Below are 21,176 nucleotides of genomic sequence, written 5' to 3' on the forward strand. Positions count from 1 at the left end.
TTCTCTAGACCAGCTCTAGAAAATATGTTATGGTAGTTTATGCTTGCGTAGGTAAAGGCAAGACGCTCCCTGGTTGCGGGCATAGTTTAGTGGTAAAACCTCAGCCTTCCAAGCTGATGATGCGGGTTCGATTCCCGCTGCCCGCTTTTTGGAACGCGAGCTAATAGCAGTTGGCTCTTCTTTTATTTTTCGCTTGTTCGATTGGTAGAAATTTTGATACCAAGGGAGCGTTTGTTTTGATTTTCAATGGCTAGTGGGTGGCAATTGGCGATCGCGACGGCTAGCTCATACGAGAAAAAATTATAAAATTGAGGATCGGTCTATGAGATTTACAAATACGCTTTGGAAGAATATTCAACCGATCTATCAGAGCATTTTAGAGCATCCTTTTAACCAGGAATTTATGCAGGGTACCCTGACCCAGGAGACATTTCAATTTTACCTCAAACAGGATTCCTTGTATTTGGTGGATTTTGCTCGCGCTTTGGCTTTGGTAGGTGCGAAGTCTACGATACCTCATCGCGTGGTACAATTTCTAGAATTTGCTCAAGGCGCGATCGCGGCTGAGAGGGGTTTGCATGAAGCGTTTTTTGCTGAATACGAAATCGAAGTAGACGTTCCCAAAGCACCTGGTTGCTTTACATATACTAATTTTCTGTTAGCCACAGCTGCATTGCAACCCTATGAAGAAGCAATAGCCGCTCTTTTACCCTGTTTTTGGATTTATCAGGAAGTGGGTCGTTACATTGGCGAACATGCCATACCCGACCATCCCTATCAAAAATGGATCGATATGTATTCGGGGGAAGATTTTGCCAAAGCGGTAGAATCTGCGATCGCGATAACCGATGAAGTGGCAGCAGCAACAACACCAGCTATGCGCGAACGTATGGAATCAGCCTTTACCATGTCTTCGCGTTTGGAATGGGTATTTTGGGATAGTGCTTACCAATACGAAGAATGGCCAGTTTGATGGGTTTTTGATAATGTAATTGGGAGATCGCGAAGTGGTAGATACAAATCCATGAAAGTAATTTTAGCATGGAGAAAGGAAAGTCAAACAATTAGCTCTCCAAACGCTTTTGAATAGCCCTATCAAAGAAAGATGTTAGTTCGTCAAAGTTGAGATTTAATTGTTCTGAATTCAAGCTAATTCTAACTTGACTTTCGTCCGTATCTGTTATTTCCTGGAACCAACTTTTCAAACCCCGTGCTTGGCGATCGATTTCCATAAAAATATCCAAGCTTTCGCCTTCTTCTAAAAAGAAAATCACTTCCAGTTCGTCCAAATAGTCTTCGTAAGAACCGCTAGGATGAAATTCAAATTCTTGAACGAAAGGAATTCTGTCTTCAAAAAGAGAACTTTGCTTGCATTCAGCTTTATGCACTTCGAATCCAAGTTCGTTGAGAATTGCTAAAATTTTTTCCACGGCTGGATGGGGATTGACTTGGATGTCATCTTTATCTTGGGGATCGAGTGCAAAAGAAATATCCAATCCCGTACTTATGTAGACGGGTTGGTCTCCTACTGTAATAGGCGTTTCGTAAGGAAGCTGGCAGGAAAAGGGAAGGTTGTGTTCTTGGTCGGGTTCTAAAGAAAAGCTATCTCCTAGGCGATGTTCTGCGAGAATATATTTTTCCCAGACTGTTGTTTCTTCCCCCTCCTCATCTTCCACTTCGCATTTATATTCCGTGGTGATGTAGAGGTAAAGATTTTCAATTTCCTGGGAAGCTTCCCCTCCTTTCATCAAGATTTCTCCTTCGATGGTTTCCCCAGGAACAAAAGTGTCTTTGTTTAATTGGGTATCGACGGTTGCAGACCCAATGCCGACTCTGGCTAGCAATTGGTCAAATACAGACATGGTCAAGTTTTTTTCCGTTTGGCGACAGCAAACAAGTTGCCGCCAGTTTATCTTTTACGAACGGTAAAGATGGGGAATTGGGAAATAAAACTTAATGCCATATGGGAAGATTTTGTTCCAATTGAAGATAAAAATGCCATTCAAGGGAATCAAGCGATCGCTCGTATCTCAAGATTCCCTATCTTCTACCAAGCCATAAAATTGGATTTTTTGATTTCTAGCTCTCACAACCAATTCCATCGTTATCGCCATCAAACCGATGGGGGTCCGATCCTCGGACGCGAAATCTTCTTTCGGAAATATCGCCGCAATCCAGGTCCGGCGGCGGCGAGGGAATGCAAACATCGGGGTAGGAGGGGTCGCAGCTACCGTCATTTGCTGGTTGCGATCGCGCTGAGTGGCAGTTTCCAGAACGGAAATCCCAGGGCATGCAGGGATTTTCTTGATGCCACATGCCTCGATTTTGCTGTTTGGCTTTTTGTTCTGCTGCTAGCAAGGCTTGGCGGCTATTGGAACAGTTGTTCAAATATTGCCGATAGACCGCTGCATGTCCGGATTTGACCATGGATTGGTTGATGTTGCTATTGTGATAGACAACTGCAATGGTACGTCCGAAGCGATCGCGGTCTACTGGAATGATTTGCACTTGCGTTCCTGGGGGAATCAAACGGGTGAGATATTGGGTCGCCGCCACGCCATCAGTTTGACGGCTTTCGGGAGCGTCGATACAGGCGAGTCTGATGCTTTGGTTGTTTTGGGTGACGAAGGTGTCGCCATCTTTAATTCTTTCTACGACGACGGTGGTTTGCGCTGTGGTGGAACTTGGTACGAACAGCAATCCCACGGCGAATAGAAGGCTGGTAGCAATTTTGGGAAGTTTCATTTGGCATTTATGGTTGGCTGTAGCGTGTCTCTATCCAACCAGCTAGCATTTTTGATGGCGTTGCATACCATAAAAATCCGATTTTGTCAAAGGAGGTCGCGGCGGCTTCATAAAACTTAATCACGCGCCGACTGGTTTTTGGAGAGGCGATCGCGGTGAGGTTCGACGGAAAGATGGACGTTTCGGCTTCCAAATTGGGTGTTTGGGGTAATTTTGGCAATAAAAGCCCACATTAGATCCTTTTCAGGATGTTTCGATCGTACCCTATTTGCTGAAAAGTCGCAATCTCGTTTTTTTGTTGCAATATATTCTCATTTACTGAGTGGGAAATCTTTAGATTTGGATTGAAATGGTAAAAGGGTTCGCTGGCAACGATTAGTTTGGTTTAAGAGTAGGCTCTTTTGGTTGGTGAGATAGGTTGTTTGTGTTTGCTATGTCTGTGTGGAAGATTGAGGAGGGTTCTGATTTGGGAAATAGCGATCGCTTTTCCTCAATCTTATTTTTCCCGATTTTGTAATTGTTTCAATCCCGTTGCCGGGATTCATTAAAATGTTTCAATCCCGTTGCCGGGATTCATTAATAGGAAACCTTCCTGAAGATAAAAGAAAAGTTAATAATGGAGCTAAGTTTCAATTCCGTTGCCGGGATTCATTGAAAAGCTAAAATCCATTTATATGTCAAATTAATTCGTTGGAAACTAAGCTGCTTGGCTGGTATTGTATAGAAATTGTTGGAACTCTACGAAGACATTCTTAATTTCTGGAATGTTTCCTAGTTCCTTCTTAGCATCGTCAATACTCCCATATTTTAGTTCTAGTAAATTGGGAAGTTTATTGTTATCTAATTCACTAACCCCGACTTCGATGTATTGGTTCAGAACAAAATCGAGAAATTCCTGCTGTTTCTCAATATAGCGGGAGAAAATAAGATTCTTGTTGGCAAAAACCCGTTCCCGACGGCTAATGGGTGGTTCCGCGTAGGCAATGTAGTTTAGGACATCAAACAAATCGCTTTTTTCGGCATCAATGATTCGGCTGATATCGGCCAAGGCTTCATCGCCATATCCCTTTTCCGCTAGCCCTTGTAATAGGGCTTTGCGAGTATCGGGGCGACTCCACAGCGATCGCAGTTGGGCTTCATCTTGAAACAGTTCCGGCAATTCCCCATAAAGTCGTTCAATAAATTCTTGGGCAGAGAGGGGTTTGCCTTCCGGACTGCAATAGGTAGTCTGAATGGCGTGCTGAATGGTTCGTTCTTTGCCGTCAGCCAATTCGATAACTACTTTTTGGCGTTGGTTGCCGGTGTCTTGTTCTTCCGGTTCGGGACGATCGTTATTATCTCCGCTAGACTCGTTGCCGGATTTGCCTTCTTTTGGGGTAATCGGTGTCGGGGGTTCCGGTTCGCCATCCCATTCGTAGTCGTAAAAGTGTTTGTAAGCCTCGACAAAATCGTAGATGGTGAAATAGTCTTTCCCTTCAAAGACCCGCGTTCCCCGGCCAATAATCTGCTTAAACTCAATAATGGAGTTAATGGGACGCATCAAGACAATATTGCGGACATTGCGGGCATCAACCCCAGTGGACAATTTACGGGAAGTGGTCAGAATGGTGGGAATGCTTTTTTCGTTATCCTGAAAGGTTCGCAGTTGCTGTTCTCCCAGTTTTCCATCATCTGCCGTAACCCGGACGCAATAGTTGGGGTCGGTGCTAATTTTCATTTGGTTGATTAAATCCCGCACCATCAGGGCATGGTCTTGATCCATGCAGAAAACTAGGGTTTTCTCGTTTTGGTCGATGTCCTCCATAAAGAGTTTGACCCGATAGGCTTCGCGGGGACGCATCTCAATGATGCGATTGAAGTCTTTTTCTGTATAAACCCGACCTTCTTCAATTTGTCCCGCTAACACCTTGTCTTCTTCGCTATAAACATATTCATCAAGGCTAGTTTCAATCTGCTTGACTTTGAACGGCGTAAGATAGCCATCTTCGATGCCGTTGGCGAGGGAATAGGTGTAAACGGGTTTCCCAAAGTAGTCATAAGTATCGGCGTTGATATCACGGCGGGGAGTTGCGGTTAATCCTAGCTGTACAGCCGGGGAGAAATATTCCAGAATGCTGCGCCAAGTGCTTTCGTCATTGGCACCGCCGCGATGGCATTCATCAACAATGACAAGATCGAAGAAATCGGGGGGATATTCTCCAAAGTTGGGGGCGGGATTGCCCTCGCTATCTTTCCCCGTCATAAAAGTTTGAAAGATGGTAAAGAAGATGCTGCCATTTTTGGGAACTTTCCCTTTTTTCTTGATGATATCGGGATCGATGCGAACTAAGGCATCATCGGGAAAGGCAGAAAAATCGCCAAAGGCTTGGTTAGCTAATATATTCCGATCGGCAAGGAATAGGATACGGGGACGGCGAGTGGGCTTTCCAGAAAGATTCCAGCGACTCTGAAATAGTTTCCACGACAGTTGGAAGGCGATAAAGGTTTTTCCGGTTCCCGTTGCCATGGTTAGCAGGATGCGCCGTTTTCCCTGCGCGATCGCCTCTAAGATATTGGTAATGGCATTATGCTGATAGTAACGAGCTTCCCAACTCCCCCCTTTATCTTCAAAGGGAATTTCAGCAAACCGATCGCGCCACTCGTTGGCTTCACTGTAAGTTAGATTCCATAGTTGTTGGGGGCTAGGATAAGCCGTAATTTCCTGTTCGCGCCCTGTTCGCATATCAACTTGATAAATGCGATCGCCATTGGTGGCGTAAGCAAAGCGAGTTTGTAATGATTGGGCATACTCTTTAGCTTGCTGTACGCCCTCTGTATAAGGAGCCTCGCGCTTTTTAGCTTCAATGACTGCTAATTTATGGTTATAGTAAATCAGAACATAATCCGCTGCTTTTGCAGGGGCACGTTTTCCCCCACCAATTAAACGCCCAGGGGCTAAAAGTTCCCGACGCACCCGACTCCCTTCTACCTCTCCCCAACCAGCATCACGGAGAGCAGAATCGATTAATTCCGCTCTGGTTTCTTCTTCATTCATGCTGCGATTTCCTCAACAGTGGAGTTGGTCAGTTCTCCGGTAAAGGCTTTGTGGAGAAGGGATTGTTTTAATTCTTGCAGGGATTCGAGTTTGCGTTGGTAAATAGCTTCGAGGCGTTCCGTTTGAGCCGATACTCGATCTAGTTTTTCTACAATTTCACTTTGCTTGTTGGGGTTTTTTGGCAAATAAATATTATTAGCTAGTATCCTTTTAGGGGCAGTGTGACGAACCATTGTACCTGTAGCTGTGGCTTTAATATAATCAGATATAATTCGAGTTTGTAAGAAATAAAATAGGTACTTGGAATTTACAAGATTATTTTTGAAGATAACACGACCAATTCGCTGGTTATGAAGAATGTTGGGATGTTCAATAAAAGCTGGTTTTCCCAAAATTTTCATTTTGGAAGAAAGATCTGTCATAACTATTGTTAAATCCCCAATATTAAATAGATAACCGTTTGGGGGATTATTCATAAGTCGTTTAGTATTTTTTGGCGTAAAATACAGTTTCCCTCTTTCCGTATAATTTCCAGGAGTTAAAACTATGGGTTTGGTCGAATCATTACTTTCTTTGAAATCGGATCCCTTAAAAGCATACCCATGCGAAATTTCAATTAAATCTCGTAATTTCTTCTCGACCCAATCTTCACTCTGTTGGGAAAATATGTTATTTAGATAATTCTCAAAAACTTCACGGGCATTAGCAAGGTTTTTTTCGGTGTTCGCGATCGCGCGATCGATTCCCTCAAATGCCTTATCTAATATTTCTACAATCTGCTTTTGTTCAGAAAGAGGGGGTAGAGGAATTCTTAATTTTGCTAGATTTTTTCTACTAATCCTTTTTCTAGTTGTTCCAGTACAAACACTATTAACTTGCCTAATATATTTGTAACTTTGAGAATAAAACGTAAAAAATTTTGGGTGAATTATATTTTCCTTGAATCTGACAATAGTGCAATCAACTGCTGTAATCATATCTTCGCCTGTATCAGGAATAATACAAGCTCTCCCAACAGGATCAGGCAATCTAGAAATTAGACAATCCCCCTCGAATACTTGCTTACAATTTAATTTTTTGAATGTTTCATAACTAATATATCGAGCTTTTTCTATTCTGTTTTTAAAATCACCAATACCTATATTTCCTGTTTGAATCAATCTAATTCCCGAAGTATCTTGATCTTTTTTTTCAACCCAATCTCCATCGGTGAAAACTGAACAGACTTCAGCTAGTTCTATAATTTTCCATCTATTCATTACAACATTCCTCCAATTTTGGTAAGAATCTCTTCACTTTCTTCATCCAATGCTTTAATTTCCGCCAATATTTCGGATGGATCTCGTAACGGATCTTCTTCCGGTGTGTTGGGATTCTTTACTGATAAATCAAATGTTTCGCGGTCAATATCATTCACATTGACTGTCCATGACCTCTCGGACTCAGCAGAAGTCGCTTGCAGTTCTACAAACTCTTTCAGATCGTCATCATTAAGGGGATCGGTTTTACCTAAACTGCGTCCCGGTTTTAACTGGTAATACCAAATCTTTTCGGTGGGTTTGCCTTTCTCGAAAAATAATACCACCGTTTTGACCCCTGCCCCAAGAAAAACGCCACCGGGACAATCTAAGATAGTATGCAAATTGCAACTATTTAATAATTCTTCTCGCAGGGAACGGCAGGCATTATCGGCATTGGAAAGGAAAGTATTTTTGATGATGACTGCGCCTCGTCCGCCATTCTTTAGCTTACGGATGAAGTGTTGTAAGAATAGAAATGCCGTTTCCCCGGTTTGAATGGGGAAATTTTGCCTGATTTCCTTCCGTTCTGTTCCTCCGAACGGCGGGTTAGCCATTACGACATCAACCCGGTCTTTAGGTTGGATATCGTTTACATTTTCGGTCAGGGTATTGGTGTGGATGATATTGGGGGCATTAATCCCATGTAGGATCGTGTTCATAATGCCGATGACATAAGCCAGACTCTTTTTCTCTTTCCCGTAGAATGTCCGTTCCCGCAACGTTTCTACATCTTCGGTGGTGAGGTTTTCTTGGTTGCTTAGATACTCATACCCCTCGCAAAGGAACCCTGCGGAACCGCAAGCCCCATCGTAAATTTGCTCGCCAATTTTCGGCTTAATCACCTGAATCATGGCACGAATCAAAGGACGGGGCGTGTAATACTCACCGCCATTGCGCCCAGCATTGCCCATATTCCGGATTTTGGCTTCATACAGATGGGAGAGTTCGTGTTTTTCCTGTTGCGACTTAAACTGCAAATCATCCACTTCATCCAGAACATCGCGCATGGTGTAGCCACTCTGGAATTTGCTTTTGATCTCCCAAAAGATTTCCCCAATTTTATATTTAATGGTGTTGGGGTCGTCCGCCGTATTCTTGAAGCTTTGCAGGTAGGGGAACAGTTTGTTATTGACAAAAGCAGTCAAATCATCGCCGGTCAAGGCGCGATCTTCATCCAGTCTCCCATCTTCCCGCTTGGGGGCAGCCCATGCCGACCAGCGATAGGGTTCATCAAGGATAAACTGATAGTCTTGTCCCCTTAATTCTGCCCTTTCTGCTTCCTCAGATTCCAAATCGTCAAGATATTTCAAAAACAGCAGCCATGATGTTTGCTCAATATAGTCGAGTTCGGTCGTACAGCCCGCCTCTTGCCTGAGCGCATCATCAATATTTTTAAACGTTTGCTCGAACATACCAATGAAAATGAATTCGTGCGATCCGAGTCCTATATCGGTCAACCTTATTATTGTCCGATCTATTGCAGCGATCGGGCTACAGTTTTTTACATTCTTTTACATTTGGGGACATTATTGGTTCTTGAGATATTGATTCCTTAACAGGAAATACCTGGCAGTGGCTACAGCTTAGGTGGAAGTTGAGTGGCTTCCATCCCGTTGCCGGGATTCATTAATAGGAAACCTACTAAGTTTTGTGCTGTGGCTAGTGCTTCCACATGTTTCAATCCCGTTGCCGGGATTCATTAATAGGAAACCAACATAAAGAGTAACTGCCTAATACCAGCCATAGTTGTTTCAATCCCGTTGCCGGGATTCATTAATAGGAGACGGCATCGCCCAAAAATCAGATATAGCAAGAAGCTTTGCATTCCCATATCTGAAGGGATGCCTCGAAAATGTGTGTTTGACCAATTATAGAATTATCGTTTCTTCATTGTCCAGACTTGGGAGAGCCGCCGGTTAAGGTTGGCTTCAAAACGCCCGCATCTAGCATCACTTGGAAAAGCAATGTTGGTTGGCCGTTCGATCCTCCCAAACGCCTTGGTGTGTTTTCCATTTTCCCACCATGGAAGTACGCTATCGTATGAGCGGACCGCTACGCCATTACCAACCCCGTCGCCGTAGCGAATCCGAGGTATATCGCGATCGCAATTGTGTAGAAATTATTACCAAAGAGGATTGCGTGTTTTGGCTGCGGCAACGTCTTTTGCGATACGGTGCCAATGTTCGAGTTCTAGAACCAGATTGGTTGTCAAAAATATTTCTTGCCGAACTTCGCCAAGCATACAAAAACTATAGCGAATTAGAAGAAAGTCAATAATAGGGAATTGATTGCTGGCAAGCGATCGCGACCGTCTAGAAAAACCACAATATGCCTATTATACCAGCAATTCCATCGGCAAAACCATCCCACCTTGGCACATTCAACAACCTTGGTGGTAAACTCGCAATGTACTTTGCTTTTCTGAGAACCCAATTTTAGGGAATAAAGTTCGCTATGGAAGCCACCGAACTGCCAAATATTTTTGTTTTAGGCATATTTTTAATGTTCGGCGGCAGTGCTTATGCGATCGCTCGTACTTTGCGCCTGCCGCGCGTTACATTGCTTGTAATCTCGGGGTTAATCATCGGTCCTTCCGTTCTCAACCTCGTTCCCGACGAAATCGTAGAACTGTTCCCAATCATGTCCTACATTGCCCTGTCAATGGTCGCCTTTCGATTGGGAGAAGCGTTCATCGATTTTGATTTCTTCAAAAAAGGATTTCCTGTCTTTTCTATCTCTTTAGGCAAAGCTGTCCTTGCTTCTGGCTTTGTCTTCTGTGCTGCCTACTTTCTACGTGGGGATATTGTATTTGCCCTATTGCTAGCTGGGTTAGCCCCAGCTTCTGCACCGGCAGCCATTTTGGATGTGATTAGCGAAACCAAATCCAAAGGCAAGTTAACCAATACTATTGTTAGCGTATTGGCTTTTGATAATATATTGGGTGTTATCCTTTTTAGCGTTTTGTTAGTAGCTGCAGAAACAATCGCTGGTAAAGGAGAACCCACGCAAGAAATTCTAGGCGGTCTTTGGGAAATTGGCGGTGCCTTTCTTCTGGGCATTTCCATTGGCTGGATTATGGCACGGTTAGTGGGTCGTTTGGAAAAAGGCAAACCTAGTTTGTTAGAGATTACAGGATTTCTCTTTCTCTGTGCTGGTCTGGCCTATCAGCTCAAAATTTCTTATCTACTTGCCTGTATTGTGCTTGGTGCGACCGTGGCGAAAAATCGCGCCCAACCCAAACAAAATATTTTCCTAACTGTCGAAGATGTCAGCGAACCGTTTTTGGTCATTTTCTTCCTGTTGGCAGGATGCGAACTAGACCTTTCCGCGCTGCAAAGTCTGGGTGTCATTGGTATTTTATACGTTTTAGCTCGTTGTTTGGGATTTGTTGTGGGTGGTAGTTTGGCTGCCCGCCTGGTAAATGCAGAACCTGTGGTGCGCCAAAATATTGGCTGGAGTCTATTTCCCCAAGCTGGTATTGCTCTAGGTTTGGCTGTCATCACTTTGGAATATTTCCCGCAACTGGGACAGTTTTTGGTTTCAGTTATTGTTAGTACCACCATGGTATTTGAATTGTTTGGTCCTGCGGTAACGAGGTGGCGATTGTACAAAGCTCAAGAACCTCAAGAAGCTGCTACCGCCCAATCTGCTGATTTTGCCTTCGTACAAAAGAGCAAATAGGATTTTGTGGTTTCCGGAACCTTCACCCTGGCAAGGGCCGGAAACCCCACCAAACATTTTCTCTGTAGCGAGATACAATAGGACGTACGATCGAGTAAATTTCCAACCAGTAAAGATAGCCAAATTTCTATCTTTTGGTTGCTTTCCCCTATCGAGCGTTTTTGGTTTTGTTCCTTCAAGGCAAGCGAAATTGGCAAGCGTTTTGCCGATGTTGGGCATGAGATTCGGCATAATATGAAATTGGGGAATGACACTTGTTGCAAGCGAGATGGTTAAGACCCATGGCTATTAAACTGACAACCGGACAAAGAATTACTCTAAGAAAAGAAGCACCTGGTCTGACGGCACTTTTGTGTGGTTTGGGCTGGGAAATTACCAAAGGTCGCGGTCTGAAAAAGTTCTTTCAGTCGGATTTTGACCTAGATAGTGCTGTTTTGTGTTTGGATGAAAATGGCAAAGTACAAAAAGGTAATGATGTTATTTATTATGGTAATCTGAAACATCCTTCTGGTTCTATTTCTCATTTAGGAGACAATCAAACTGGAAAATTGATTCAAGAAGAAGAGGAAGAAGACGAAGAAGAATACAGGCACGATAAGGAACAGATTCTTGTCACTTTACCCAAAATCCCCAGTCGGATTGCTAAGTTGGTTTTTGTGGCTACGATTTACGAATCTTACCCTCGGAAACAAAATCTGGGACAAGTACACGATGCTTACGTACGTTTGGTGGATTTGGAACACGAGCATGAAATTGCTTGCTACGACCTTTCTGACAATTCCTATCAAGATAAAACTGGCGTGATTTTGGCAGAAGTATGCCGCCGAGATGGCAAATGGCAAGCGGAGGCGATTGGTGAAGGGGTGAAGGTATCTAGCCTTCAGGAACTGGTGCAGCAACGATATTCTTAGCTTTTTGATGGTCTCGGTTTTATAAATCTAATAAGCCTTCTGGTGGTAAAATTTCTATGCGATCGCTTTCTAAATCGACAAATGGCACAATCGCCTCTACAAAGGGAATCAAAAGTTGGCGCTGCGATCGCTTTTTCTTCGACCCCGATTCGGTATTGTTTGCTTCGGTGGCAGGTTGAATCACCAACAAGTCGTTGCCAGCCACCATGGTATCCACCACTTGACCGATATAAGCCTGGGTCTGCTGGTGGTACACCGACACCCCAATTAAATCCATGACGTGGTATTCTCCAGCTTCCAGTTGGGGTCGTTCGCTAGCCGGAACCAAAAGACGACAGCCACGCCAAGCTTCTGCCTGTTCGCGATCGCTGACCCCCTCTAGCTGTACAATGTAGAGAGATTTCCCTGGATGGTAGCGCCCCTGCAATAGTTGAATCGGTTGGGGCGTACTATCAGGCGAACGCCGCCACCACCGAGTTCCCGGTTCTAAAAACCGTTCTGGAAAATCGGAATCTGGCACTACCCGCAATTCCCCTTTGATGCCCTGGGGAGCAACAATTTTGCCAATTTCCAACCATTCCACTTCTGACTTAGCAGAAAAAGGTTTATTTGGCAAGGGGTTTGTCATAATTCTTTACTTTTGGGCGTGAACGCGGTCTGTCACTTCTGCCAAACGTTTCATAGCCGTTTCGATTTCCTCTGGGGTAGCCGTGAGGCTAATGCGAATGCACTGTTTGGTATGCTGCCACTCGGTTTTTAACCCAGGGAAAAACGGACTGCCGGGAACCACAATGACCCCGGCTTTTTTAATTTCTTGATAAAACTCCCAATCGCTGATGGGCAACTCTGGGAACCACAACCAAGCAAAAATGCCCCCTTCGGTGCGGTGTAACATCCAAGGAACCTCGGGCATGTGTCGGTCTAGAGTGGCTTCCAGAATTTCTAATTTGTGTTTGTAGTGGGGTTGAATGGCATTTTGCGAAATTTCTGCCAACGCCCCCGATTCGATCGCCCTAGCTGCGATCGCTTGTCCGTAGCGTGGGGAGTGAATGCACAAATTGGTTTGGAACGATTCCAAAGGTTGGATTGCCTGTTCGTCACCAATGGCAATGCCAACACGTTCCCCAGGTAAGCCAGCTTTAGACAAACTCATGCAGTGCAGAATATTTTCTCCAAACACCGGCGTCATTTCGGTAAAGTTCAACGCCGGAAATGGGGTTCCATAGGCAGAGTCTACCAAAACTGGAATATTGTAGGGCGCTGCTAGAGAGGCAATTTTGTGAACTTCTGCGTCGCTGAGAACGTTGCCAGTGGGATTGCAAGGGCGAGAAAAAATAACGCAGCCAGTACGTTCGTCAATTTCCACCTGGCTGAAATCGGGGCGGTATTTAAACCGGTGTGCCGCTTTATCTTCCTCAATGGTGGGTCTGTAGGCAACCAAGGTTTCCTTGTGCAACGCCGTCCCCCCATATCCCGTATAATCGGGACTTAAAGGCAGCACCACCTTTTTGACGGTAGTTTCTCCGTTGGCAGTGGTGGCATACCCACCAAAAGCATTGGCAGCGTAAAAATATAAAGATTGGCTGCCCGGGGTAATGAGAACGTTGCGATCGCTTAAATTTAATCCATAGCGACGGTTAAAATCCTTTACCACCGCATCGATCAGTGGTGCGTATCCCTGGGAAGACCCGTAGCGACAGACCACTTCCCCATATTCAGAACTGGCGAGCAAATCTGCCGTACAATCGCGCCATAATTGCTCTACCTCGGGCAAAATCACTGGATTCCCAGCGCTTAAATTCAGGAAATGTTTTCCTTCCCCAGAGCGCAGGGTTTCAATAATGTCTTTCATGATTGCCCGCACCCCGGTCAGGTGGGACATTTGTTCTCCGATTTCACTCAGCGCTGGATTCACGGCAAACACACTTTTCAATTACTCGTTTCGCCTGCTCGAAGCCCTGTAGCCCCCGAAGGGATCTTACTTGCTTCCATCGTACCTGCTCCCCACTTAGGTAGGCGTAGCAAGGAATACTTTTTTAATTTTAGAGGATTTGTACGATCGGTAGCACTTGCACAATAGTAGGAAAAAGCGTCCAGAATATCAAGCAGCAAATCTTAAAAAAATTCGACGTTCTGGGGGGAATGGCAAATTTGATTGTAAGGTGGCTAGAAAGGAATACGTGTGACGACGTACCAACCGGCAGCCACCCCCTGGACGCTACCAATTTGACAGGCTAGCCATATTCCTCTATTTGTCCAACTTGCAAGTTTTGCCAACTGTTCTGGTTTTTGGTCGTCAGTTGCAGCGATTCTTCCGTAACTGCAACCATTTGGCCGGTGCCATCCCCGAGCCATCGCCAACAAACTGAATGGGAATTGGTCGATGTTTGCTAATTGTAGCGCATTGGCTGGTATTTTCCTAGTTCTTACTTGCTTTTCTCTGTTTTTCCCTATTTTTTTCTACCTGAAGTTATTTGGAGACAGCTCCTATGAATCCCATAGAACAACTGCGACAAAAACTTCCCCTGTCCATTCAGCGACTGGCGGATTTAGCATACAACTACTGGTGGAGTTGGACCAGCGATCGCTTATCTCTATTTCGCGATATTTATCCCGAAGTTTGGGAGAGCACCAATCGCAATCCCGTGGCTGTCTTAAACTCCGTCGATCCCGTACGCCTCAGCCAACTGGCTAGCGATCCCATTTATATCCAACGGGTTAAACACATGGCGGAAAAATTTGACAGCTACATGCAAGAAACCGATACCTGGGCCGCTCGCGTCGCGCCTCATATAACCCGCGATCGCCCGATTATTTACTTTTCCGCCGAATTTGGCATTCATGAATCCTTACCCATCTACTCCGGTGGCTTGGGAATTTTAGCCGGCGACCATCTCAAATCCGCTTCTGACTTGGGCTTGCCCATAGTAGGGGTCGGCTTGCTGTACCGCCAGGGCTACTTCCACCAACGCATCAACCGCCACGGCTGGCAAGAAGATTACTACATCGATAGCAACTTTGACGAAATGCCCTTGCAGTTGATGGTAGATGGCAACGGCGATCCCATTACCATAACCCTGTCCATTCGCGAACGCCCGGTTAACATTCAAATCTGGAAAGCTATGGTGGGTCGTACCGTCTTATATCTGCTGGATACCGACCGAGAAGACAACGATCCCATCGACCGCTGGCTGACCGGACATCTGTACGGCGGCAATAAAGATACCCGCATCGCCCAAGAAATGCTGCTGGGCATTGGTGGGGTGCGTGCTTTAAAAGCATTGGGCGTCCAACCCAGCCTCTACCACCTGAACGAAGGGCATGCTGCCTTTTGTACTTTAGAGATTGCCCGCGAGCAAATGCAGCAAACCAGTCGCAGCTTCCACGAAGTAGAACCGCAAGTGCGAGAACGCTGCGTGTTTACCACTCACACCCCGGTTCCTGCCGGTCACGATTCCTTCACCGCCGACTTGATGGATTCTTCTTTTGCCGAATACTGGCGAGAATTGGGATTGACTCGCCATCAGTTCCTTACTTTAGGGGCGCGTCGGTTGGGCGATCCCTGGGAACCGTTTAATATGACCGTTTTGGCTTTGCGCATGTGCCGCACTGCCAATGGGGTTTCTCGCCTGCATGGCCAAGTTTCCCGACAAATGTGGCAAATTCTGTATCCTGATTGCCAAGAAGATGAAGTTCCCATCGGGCACATTACCAACGGTGTGCACGTGCGTAGCTGGACGGCACCGTTGATGGCTGATTTGTACAATCAATATTTAGGGGAAGATTGGTCCCACCGGGTCAGCGATGCGCAAGTTTGGTCCCAAATCGATCGCGTTCCCGACGGCGAACTGTGGTGGCGTCACCAAATCTTGAAAAACCGGTTGGTGAATCACGCCCGTTCCCAAGCCAAAAAAGCCCGAGAAAACCGCGGTGGCGATATTTCTGAAATCGAAGCCTGCGATCGCTTGCTGGATCCGGATGTCCTCACCATTGGCTTTGCCCGTCGTTTTAGTTTGTACAAACGCGCCTACTTGCTGCTGCAAGACCCCGAACGCATGGTGCGGATTTTAGCCAATCCCGAACGACCGGTACAGTTGGTGTTTGCCGGTAAAGCCCATCCCGCCGACGAACAGGGCAAACGGGTGTTACAGCGGTTGTTTGAATGGCGGGAAAAACATCCCGAAGTCCGCGACCGGGTGGCCTTTTTGGAAGATTACGACATTCACACTGCCCAGAAACTGGTGCAAGGGGTGGATGTATGGTTGAATACCCCCCGCCGCCCCTTGGAAGCTTCCGGTACCAGCGGTCAAAAAGTTTGCCTCAACGGCGGTTTGAACTTTAGTATCCTCGACGGTTGGTGGTGCGAAGGCTATCAAGAATCCCCTAATGGTAAAGGCATCAACGGCTGGGCTATTGGCAAAGACGCCGAAGCCGAGGACCAAAACCAGCAAGACCGTTGGGATGCGGAGTCCCTCTACCATTTGCTAGAATCTGAAATTGTGCCCTTGTACTACGATCGCGATCGCACGGGGTTGTCCCCTGGTTGGTGTGCCATGATGAAGGCCTCCATCAAAACCAACGCCCCGGTGTTCAATACCGATCGGATGATTTCCGAATACGTGACGAAGGTATATGCCCCTGAGGCAAAAGTGACAGCCGAACCTGTTTTTGCCGAAGCGATCGCTTAGTGGTGCTTGGGTAGAGAAGTGTACCGAGCGTACCGAGGGTGGGGGCCTGGGAGATAGAAAAGTAAATTTTGTCTCCGAAGCCCCCACACCCCATGCCTCGAAGCCCCAGCCCCTCCTCTTCCCACCACAACCCCTATGTCCGTCTGGCAAGCAGATTTCTACCGTCGTCCGCTGAAAAACCAAGAAGGTCAACCTCTGTGGGAACTTTTCCTGTGCGATCGCACGGGAGAGTTCCGCTATACTGACTTTTGTCCGCAAAAATCAGCCAGTTCCGAATGGCTGCGATCGCAGTTGCAAAGCTTCGACCCCCAGCAACTGCCAGCAGCCATCCACGTCTTTCGTCCGGCGAGCGTACCATTGCTGCAAGCGGCTGCCGATCCCTTGGGGATTGCTGTGGTTCCCACCCGGCATACGGCAATGTTAAAGCAATTGTTGCGGGAACGGTTGTTTTTCTATCGTCAAAGTCCCGAATATACCGGCGAAGAATACGACCCCCTGGCGGTGGAACGACCGGCCCCAGTACCGGTACCAGAACACCTGTGGGGCGATCGCTGGCGATTTGCCAATTTAAAAGCGGGGGTCATTGAAGATTTATTTCGCGATCGTCCCATGCCTTTTCAATCCATGCCCGAGGAATTTTTGCCCGTCAATCTAAAACTGGCTTCCACCATTGCCGTTCCCGGGGTAGTTATCGACGGGGGGCGCAATTCCAAACGCTTGGGCAACTGGCTAACCGAACAAAATCCCGTCAGAATCGATTACATCCCCGGGCAACCAGATGGTTTAATTTTAGAAGCGGGATTGGCAGACCGTTGGGTGTTAGCCACCTTTGAAGATCGAGAAGTGAGCGAAGCCGGGCATTTATACCAGCAACGATTGTTACAAAGTCGTGGCTTGCACTTTTTGTTGGTACAACCGGATAATTCTGGAATGACCTACACGGGATTTTGGTTGCTACTGCGGGAAACGTAATTGTGCTAGCCACAGAAGCGATCGCGCCGTTTTTTCCCAGCTAGTTTAGCGATCCCCCTTACCAACGAAGCCTCTGAGTCCTAAACTGAGAACTGAAGACAACCTTGGCAGTTGAGAGGTTTTTACCCGTGAAACGAGTCTTAGGCATTATCCTTGGAGGCGGTGCCGGTACGCGCCTATATCCGCTCACCAAACTGCGGGCTAAGCCTGCGGTTCCCCTGGCTGGGAAATATCGCCTCATCGATATTCCTGTCAGCAATTGTATCAATTCTGACATCCTGAAGATTTACGTTCTGACGCAATTTAACTCCGCTTCCCTCAACCGTCACATCACCCGTACCTATAACTTCAGCGGTTTCCTGGAAGGATTTGTGGAAGTCCTGGCAGCCCAACAAACCCCCGAAGACCCCACCTGGTTCCAAGGAACCGCCGATGCGGTACGCAAATATTTGTGGCTGTTTCAAGAATGGGATGTGGACCAATACCTCATCCTCTCTGGCGACCACCTCTACCGCATGGACTACCGCCGATTTTTAGAAACCCACCGGGAAAATCATGCCGATATCACCATTTCCGTTCTTCCCATCGATGAAAAACGGGCTTCTGACTTTGGCTTGATGAAAGTTAACCAGAAAGGGCAAATTATTGACTTTAGCGAAAAACCCAAAGGGGAGGATATCAGAAAAATGTGGGTAGATACCTCTTCCTTAGGCCTGCCTGCCGAACAAGCGAAAAAACAACCCTACATTGCCTCCATGGGGATTTATGTTTTCAACAAGGAGGTCATGCACAAACTGCTGCGGGAACATCCCCAACACACAGACTTCGGTAAAGAAGTGATTCCTGCAGCCGCCAGCAAATACAACGTGCAAGCCCACCTGTTCAACGGCTACTGGGAAGACATCGGCACCATCGAAGCCTTTTACAATGCCAATTTAGCCCTTACCCAGCAACCCTTACCGCCTTTTAGTTTTTACGACGAAAAAGCCCCCATTTACACCCGCGCCCGGCATTTGCCCCCCACCAAGTTACTGGATGCCCAAATCCTGGAATCCATTGTGGGCGAAGGATGTATTCTGAAAGACTGCCGCGTGGTCAATTCTGTACTGGGTATTCGTTCGCGTGTGGAGGCAGGTTGCATTATTGAAGACAGCTTGATTATGGGAGCGGATTACTACGAATCCTACGCCGAACGCAATTCTAGTGCCGATGAGGACACCATTCCGGTCGGGATCGGAGCCAACTCCACTATCCGCCGGGCAATTATTGATAAAAACGCGCGCATTGGTCGGCAAGTGCAAATTGTCAATACGGCTCGGGTGCAAGAATCCAATCGGGAAACGGAAGGCTTTTACATTCGCAATGGCATCGTGGTGATTTTGAAAAATGCGGTCATTCCTTCGGGAACCGTGATTTAGACTGGATTAGACGGCTATTTCCACCGGGAGAAAGCTGCCAAAAATGGGGAATGTGGTATGGTAACGGCAATGGGGTTTGGCTGGACTTCCATGCCCAGGGGCAAGCAAACAGGTTCGCTTTTCCCATTCCCTGTTTTTTCATAGTTTTTCATTTGGCTGGCGATCGCTGTTGGTGGTTGAGATATGGCCCATTTAATTTTCCTGATCGGCTTGCCGGGCAGTGGAAAGTCCTATTCAGCCCAGAAAATGCTGGCAGAAAAACCGCAGCGGTTGCTCGTTTCCACCGATGCCATTCGGGAGCAACTTTTCGGCGATGCTGGCATCCAAGGTGCTTGGCTAGTCATTGAAAAGGAAATTCGGCAGCAATTCGTGCAAGCCGTACAACAAGAAAAAGAAACGATTTACGATGCTACCAACGCCCAGCGACGACACCGCCGTGAAGCGATCGCCCTGGCACGTTCGGTTGGCTTCACCTATCTCACTGGCGTTTGGCTAGACACGCCAGTACAATTATGTATAGAGAGGAACCAACATCGCCAGCGTCAAGTCCCCGAGGAAATTATCTGGCGCATGAGTCGCCAGCTCAACGATGCCCCACCAAGGATCGAAGATGGTTTCGATCGCTTGATGCGCCTAGATGGCAGTTCGTAGCAACGAGCAGGGAACATCCATCGAAGGTAATTGCGGCTCAGACTAGGTTCGGACTGCGTGGCAAGAACTTTTGTAGACCGTCATTCGGGAAAGGGAAAGAAACATGGCTACAACGGACTTCAAGGACTACTACCAAATTCTTGGAGTAAGCAAGAACGCGAGTACGGATGAAATTAAAAAGGCTTACCGACGCCTGGCACGTAAGTACCATCCGGATATGAACCCAGGCGATCGCGAGGCCGAAGCGCGTTTTAAGGAAGTCAGCGAAGCCTACGAAGTGCTCTCCGACCCGGAAAAACGTAAGAAATACGACCAGTTTGGCCGGTATTGGAAACAAGCGGGCACCGCCGGTGCTGGTGGCTATGGTGCCGGTGCTGGTGCTGCTGGTGCTACGGATTTTGGTGGTTTTGACTTTAGCAAGTACGCCAGTTTCGATGAGTTTCTCAACGACTTGCTCGGTCGCGTAGGCGGACCCGGTGCCGGTGGCTACCGCCAAACCTGGAGTTACGATACCACCAGGGACCCCGGTTTTGGTGGTGGATTTGGTGGTTTCGAGGATTTCTTTAGCGATTTTAGCGATCGCAGAACCACCACGACGTCTTCAGCAGCGTTAGACCGAGAAGCCTCTATTACCCTGGATTTCTCCGACGCCTTCCACGGTGTGGAAAAACAATTAGCAATTGGTTCGGAAGTGCTGAAAGTACGCATTCCCCCAGGTGTCAAACCAGGCAGTCGGGTCCGTTTGCGCGGCAAAGGCAAACCCAGTCCCTACGATCCGAACACGCGCGGCGATTTATACCTCAGCGTCAATCTCAAACCCCACGAATTCTTCGCTTTTGAAGGGGATAATTTGGTTTGCGAAGTGCCCATTACCCCCGATGAGGCAGCTTTGGGTGCTACCATTCAAGTTCCCACCCCCGATGGCGAAGTGTCTGTAAACGTTCCTGCTGGCGTTCGTTCCGGTCAAGCACTGCGCCTGCGTTCCAAAGGCTGGCCGATGCCGAAAAAAGGACGTTCCGACCTATTGGCACGGGTGACTATTGTACCGCCGAAAAATCTCAGCAATGAGGAACGGCAACATTACGAAAAATTGCGCCAGTTGCGCCGCCAAGACCCCCGCGCTCACTTACGGAAGTTCTATCTATAGCTTTTGTAGGCTTGGCTGAATTGGTATTTCCCGAACCAATCCATGCCAACGCTCTGCGGCGATCGCGATCGCCGTTGTATTTTTTGGGAAAACAGTAATTTTCATACCAAATCCGTCCTGCGAAAACCCGAAAAATTTTACCACATTCGACCTGCAGTCTTCTTCGGTACTTCCTCTATCTCAATGAATGATTGGTACACATCGGATTTGGTATCAGCAGCGATCGCGGGCAAATACGATATTCTCAAATGAGAAAATAGGTAGAATCGACAAACTGGCAAAATCGCAAACTAATAAAAAATTCATGCGATCGCCTCAAAACACTTTGACAGGTAACGTGCGATGGATTGTGGATCGTGGTAGCTTACTTAACCACCACCACCTCCTCCACCTCCTCCACCACCGCCAGCACCGCCGCCACCGCCGCCACCACCACCGCCACCGGCACCACCGCCACCGGCACCAGGCGCACCACCACCGCCAGCAGACCGGCGCGGAATTTTTTCTTCCTTTTGTTCTTCATAGTCGCAGCAATGGCAACTATAATTGACACTCTCACGAATAGAATTCGTGAGATTCTCGCTTCATTGGGTGTGCCTAGATGGATTAGCTATGCTAGTCCATCCCC

At 47.0% G+C, this 21,176-nt stretch carries 19 protein-coding genes and 1 tRNA gene; 11 read left to right on the forward strand and 9 right to left on the reverse strand.

Going from position 1 to position 21,176, the window contains the following annotated elements; translation table 11 throughout:
* Window positions 1-75: 75 nt before the first annotated feature.
* Both AS151_RS09415 and tenA read left to right on the forward strand, forming a co-directional pair.
* A tRNA-Gly gene (locus tag AS151_RS09415) sits at window positions 76-146 on the forward strand.
* Window positions 147-322: 176 nt separating this feature from the next.
* Window positions 323-973, forward strand: a complete 651-nt coding sequence (gene tenA, locus AS151_RS09420) for a thiaminase II (RefSeq protein ID WP_071516792.1) — start codon at window positions 323-325, stop codon at window positions 971-973.
* A gap of 91 nt (window positions 974-1,064) precedes the next feature.
* Here tenA and AS151_RS09425 read toward each other — a convergent pair whose 3' ends face one another.
* The 6 genes from AS151_RS09425 to AS151_RS09445 all read right to left on the reverse strand — a co-directional run bounded on the left by AS151_RS09425 (window position 1,065) and on the right by AS151_RS09445 (window position 8,492).
* A complete protein-coding gene (locus AS151_RS09425; RefSeq protein WP_071516793.1) occupies window positions 1,065-1,862 on the reverse strand; it encodes a sporulation protein in 798 nt (265 codons plus the stop codon).
* A gap of 217 nt (window positions 1,863-2,079) precedes the next feature.
* Window positions 2,080-2,745 carry a thermonuclease family protein gene (locus AS151_RS20740; RefSeq protein ID WP_084639482.1) on the reverse strand — a complete coding sequence of 222 codons (666 nt, stop codon included), beginning with the start codon at window positions 2,743-2,745 and terminating at the stop codon, window positions 2,080-2,082.
* A 7-nt stretch (window positions 2,746-2,752) separates the two neighbouring features.
* The gene (locus AS151_RS21475; protein WP_139240592.1) at window positions 2,753-2,938 is read right to left on the reverse strand and encodes a hypothetical protein; all 186 of its coding nucleotides are present in this window, start codon (window positions 2,936-2,938) and stop codon (window positions 2,753-2,755) included.
* Between the two features lie 504 nt (window positions 2,939-3,442).
* Window positions 3,443-5,779, reverse strand: a complete 2,337-nt coding sequence (locus AS151_RS09435; protein WP_071516794.1) for a type I restriction endonuclease subunit R — start codon at window positions 5,777-5,779, stop codon at window positions 3,443-3,445.
* A complete protein-coding gene (locus AS151_RS09440; protein ID WP_071516795.1) occupies window positions 5,776-7,038 on the reverse strand; it encodes a restriction endonuclease subunit S in 1,263 nt (420 codons plus the stop codon). The genes AS151_RS09435 and AS151_RS09440 overlap by 4 nt, the downstream gene beginning before the upstream one ends.
* Window positions 7,038-8,492, reverse strand: coding sequence for an N-6 DNA methylase (locus tag AS151_RS09445; protein WP_071516811.1), 1,455 nt, complete (start codon window positions 8,490-8,492; stop codon window positions 7,038-7,040). Before AS151_RS09445 ends, AS151_RS09440 begins: the two co-directional genes overlap by 1 nt.
* 559 nt (window positions 8,493-9,051) lie before the next feature.
* Between AS151_RS09445 and AS151_RS09450 the strand changes: the two genes are divergently transcribed.
* The 3 genes from AS151_RS09450 to AS151_RS09460 all read left to right on the forward strand — a co-directional run bounded on the left by AS151_RS09450 (window position 9,052) and on the right by AS151_RS09460 (window position 11,672).
* On the forward strand, window positions 9,052-9,357 hold the full coding sequence (locus AS151_RS09450; RefSeq protein WP_071516796.1) for a WYL domain-containing protein: 306 nt from the start codon (window positions 9,052-9,054) through the stop codon (window positions 9,355-9,357).
* Between the two features lie 177 nt (window positions 9,358-9,534).
* Complete coding sequence (locus tag AS151_RS09455; RefSeq protein WP_071516797.1) at window positions 9,535-10,761, forward strand: cation:proton antiporter; 1,227 nt, start codon at window positions 9,535-9,537, stop codon at window positions 10,759-10,761.
* A 281-nt stretch (window positions 10,762-11,042) separates the two neighbouring features.
* The gene (locus AS151_RS09460) at window positions 11,043-11,672 is read left to right on the forward strand and encodes a TerD family protein (RefSeq protein ID WP_071516798.1); all 630 of its coding nucleotides are present in this window, start codon (window positions 11,043-11,045) and stop codon (window positions 11,670-11,672) included.
* A 19-nt stretch (window positions 11,673-11,691) separates the two neighbouring features.
* Here the strand turns inward: AS151_RS09460 and rimM are convergent, their stop codons facing one another.
* Both rimM and AS151_RS09470 read right to left on the reverse strand, forming a co-directional pair.
* Window positions 11,692-12,300, reverse strand: a complete 609-nt coding sequence (rimM, locus tag AS151_RS09465) for a ribosome maturation factor RimM (RefSeq protein ID WP_071516799.1) — start codon at window positions 12,298-12,300, stop codon at window positions 11,692-11,694.
* Window positions 12,301-12,306: 6 nt separating this feature from the next.
* On the reverse strand, window positions 12,307-13,587 hold the full coding sequence (locus tag AS151_RS09470; RefSeq protein ID WP_071516812.1) for a valine--pyruvate transaminase: 1,281 nt from the start codon (window positions 13,585-13,587) through the stop codon (window positions 12,307-12,309).
* 574 nt (window positions 13,588-14,161) lie between these two features.
* Between AS151_RS09470 and glgP the strand changes: the two genes are divergently transcribed.
* The 6 genes from glgP to AS151_RS09500 all read left to right on the forward strand — a co-directional run bounded on the left by glgP (window position 14,162) and on the right by AS151_RS09500 (window position 20,800).
* Window positions 14,162-16,360, forward strand: coding sequence for an alpha-glucan family phosphorylase (glgP, locus tag AS151_RS09475; RefSeq protein WP_071516800.1), 2,199 nt, complete (start codon window positions 14,162-14,164; stop codon window positions 16,358-16,360).
* A gap of 135 nt (window positions 16,361-16,495) precedes the next feature.
* Complete coding sequence (locus AS151_RS09480) at window positions 16,496-17,332, forward strand: Tab2/Atab2 family RNA-binding protein (protein WP_071516801.1); 837 nt, start codon at window positions 16,496-16,498, stop codon at window positions 17,330-17,332.
* Between the two features lie 128 nt (window positions 17,333-17,460).
* Complete coding sequence (locus AS151_RS09485; protein WP_071516802.1) at window positions 17,461-18,750, forward strand: glucose-1-phosphate adenylyltransferase; 1,290 nt, start codon at window positions 17,461-17,463, stop codon at window positions 18,748-18,750.
* Between the two features lie 183 nt (window positions 18,751-18,933).
* Complete coding sequence (locus AS151_RS09490; protein WP_071516803.1) at window positions 18,934-19,401, forward strand: AAA family ATPase; 468 nt, start codon at window positions 18,934-18,936, stop codon at window positions 19,399-19,401.
* A gap of 103 nt (window positions 19,402-19,504) precedes the next feature.
* Complete coding sequence (locus AS151_RS09495) at window positions 19,505-20,548, forward strand: DnaJ C-terminal domain-containing protein (RefSeq protein ID WP_071516804.1); 1,044 nt, start codon at window positions 19,505-19,507, stop codon at window positions 20,546-20,548.
* 42 nt (window positions 20,549-20,590) lie between these two features.
* On the forward strand, window positions 20,591-20,800 hold the full coding sequence (locus AS151_RS09500; protein WP_071516805.1) for a hypothetical protein: 210 nt from the start codon (window positions 20,591-20,593) through the stop codon (window positions 20,798-20,800).
* 112 nt (window positions 20,801-20,912) lie between these two features.
* Here the strand turns inward: AS151_RS09500 and AS151_RS21480 are convergent, their stop codons facing one another.
* On the reverse strand, window positions 20,913-21,101 hold the full coding sequence (locus AS151_RS21480; protein ID WP_139240593.1) for a hypothetical protein: 189 nt from the start codon (window positions 21,099-21,101) through the stop codon (window positions 20,913-20,915).
* Window positions 21,102-21,176 lie beyond the last annotated feature (75 nt).

The sequence above is a fragment of the Geitlerinema sp. PCC 9228 genome, assembly GCF_001870905.1.
GTDB lineage: Bacteria > Cyanobacteriota > Cyanobacteriia > Cyanobacteriales > PCC-9228 > PCC-9228.

Excerpts from the sequence above, each read along its gene's own strand:
- tenA (WP_071516792.1), top strand. The coding sequence starts at position 323 with ATGAGATTTACAAATACGCTTTGGAAGAATATTCAACCGATCTATCAG.
- AS151_RS09435 (WP_071516794.1), bottom strand. The coding sequence starts at position 5,779 with ATGAATGAAGAAGAAACCAGAGCGGAATTAATCGATTCTGCTCTCCGT.
- AS151_RS09490 (WP_071516803.1), top strand. The coding sequence starts at position 18,934 with ATGGCCCATTTAATTTTCCTGATCGGCTTGCCGGGCAGTGGAAAGTCC.
- AS151_RS09445 (WP_071516811.1), bottom strand. The coding sequence starts at position 8,492 with ATGTTCGAGCAAACGTTTAAAAATATTGATGATGCGCTCAGGCAAGAG.
- AS151_RS09500 (WP_071516805.1), top strand. The coding sequence starts at position 20,591 with ATGCCAACGCTCTGCGGCGATCGCGATCGCCGTTGTATTTTTTGGGAA.
- AS151_RS09425 (WP_071516793.1), bottom strand. The coding sequence starts at position 1,862 with ATGTCTGTATTTGACCAATTGCTAGCCAGAGTCGGCATTGGGTCTGCA.
- AS151_RS09480 (WP_071516801.1), top strand. The coding sequence starts at position 16,496 with ATGTCCGTCTGGCAAGCAGATTTCTACCGTCGTCCGCTGAAAAACCAA.
- AS151_RS09440 (WP_071516795.1), bottom strand. The coding sequence starts at position 7,038 with ATGAATAGATGGAAAATTATAGAACTAGCTGAAGTCTGTTCAGTTTTC.
- AS151_RS09455 (WP_071516797.1), top strand. The coding sequence starts at position 9,535 with ATGGAAGCCACCGAACTGCCAAATATTTTTGTTTTAGGCATATTTTTA.
- AS151_RS09495 (WP_071516804.1), top strand. The coding sequence starts at position 19,505 with ATGGCTACAACGGACTTCAAGGACTACTACCAAATTCTTGGAGTAAGC.
- AS151_RS09460 (WP_071516798.1), top strand. The coding sequence starts at position 11,043 with ATGGCTATTAAACTGACAACCGGACAAAGAATTACTCTAAGAAAAGAA.
- glgP (WP_071516800.1), top strand. The coding sequence starts at position 14,162 with ATGAATCCCATAGAACAACTGCGACAAAAACTTCCCCTGTCCATTCAG.
- rimM (WP_071516799.1), bottom strand. The coding sequence starts at position 12,300 with ATGACAAACCCCTTGCCAAATAAACCTTTTTCTGCTAAGTCAGAAGTG.
- AS151_RS20740 (WP_084639482.1), bottom strand. The coding sequence starts at position 2,745 with ATGAAACTTCCCAAAATTGCTACCAGCCTTCTATTCGCCGTGGGATTG.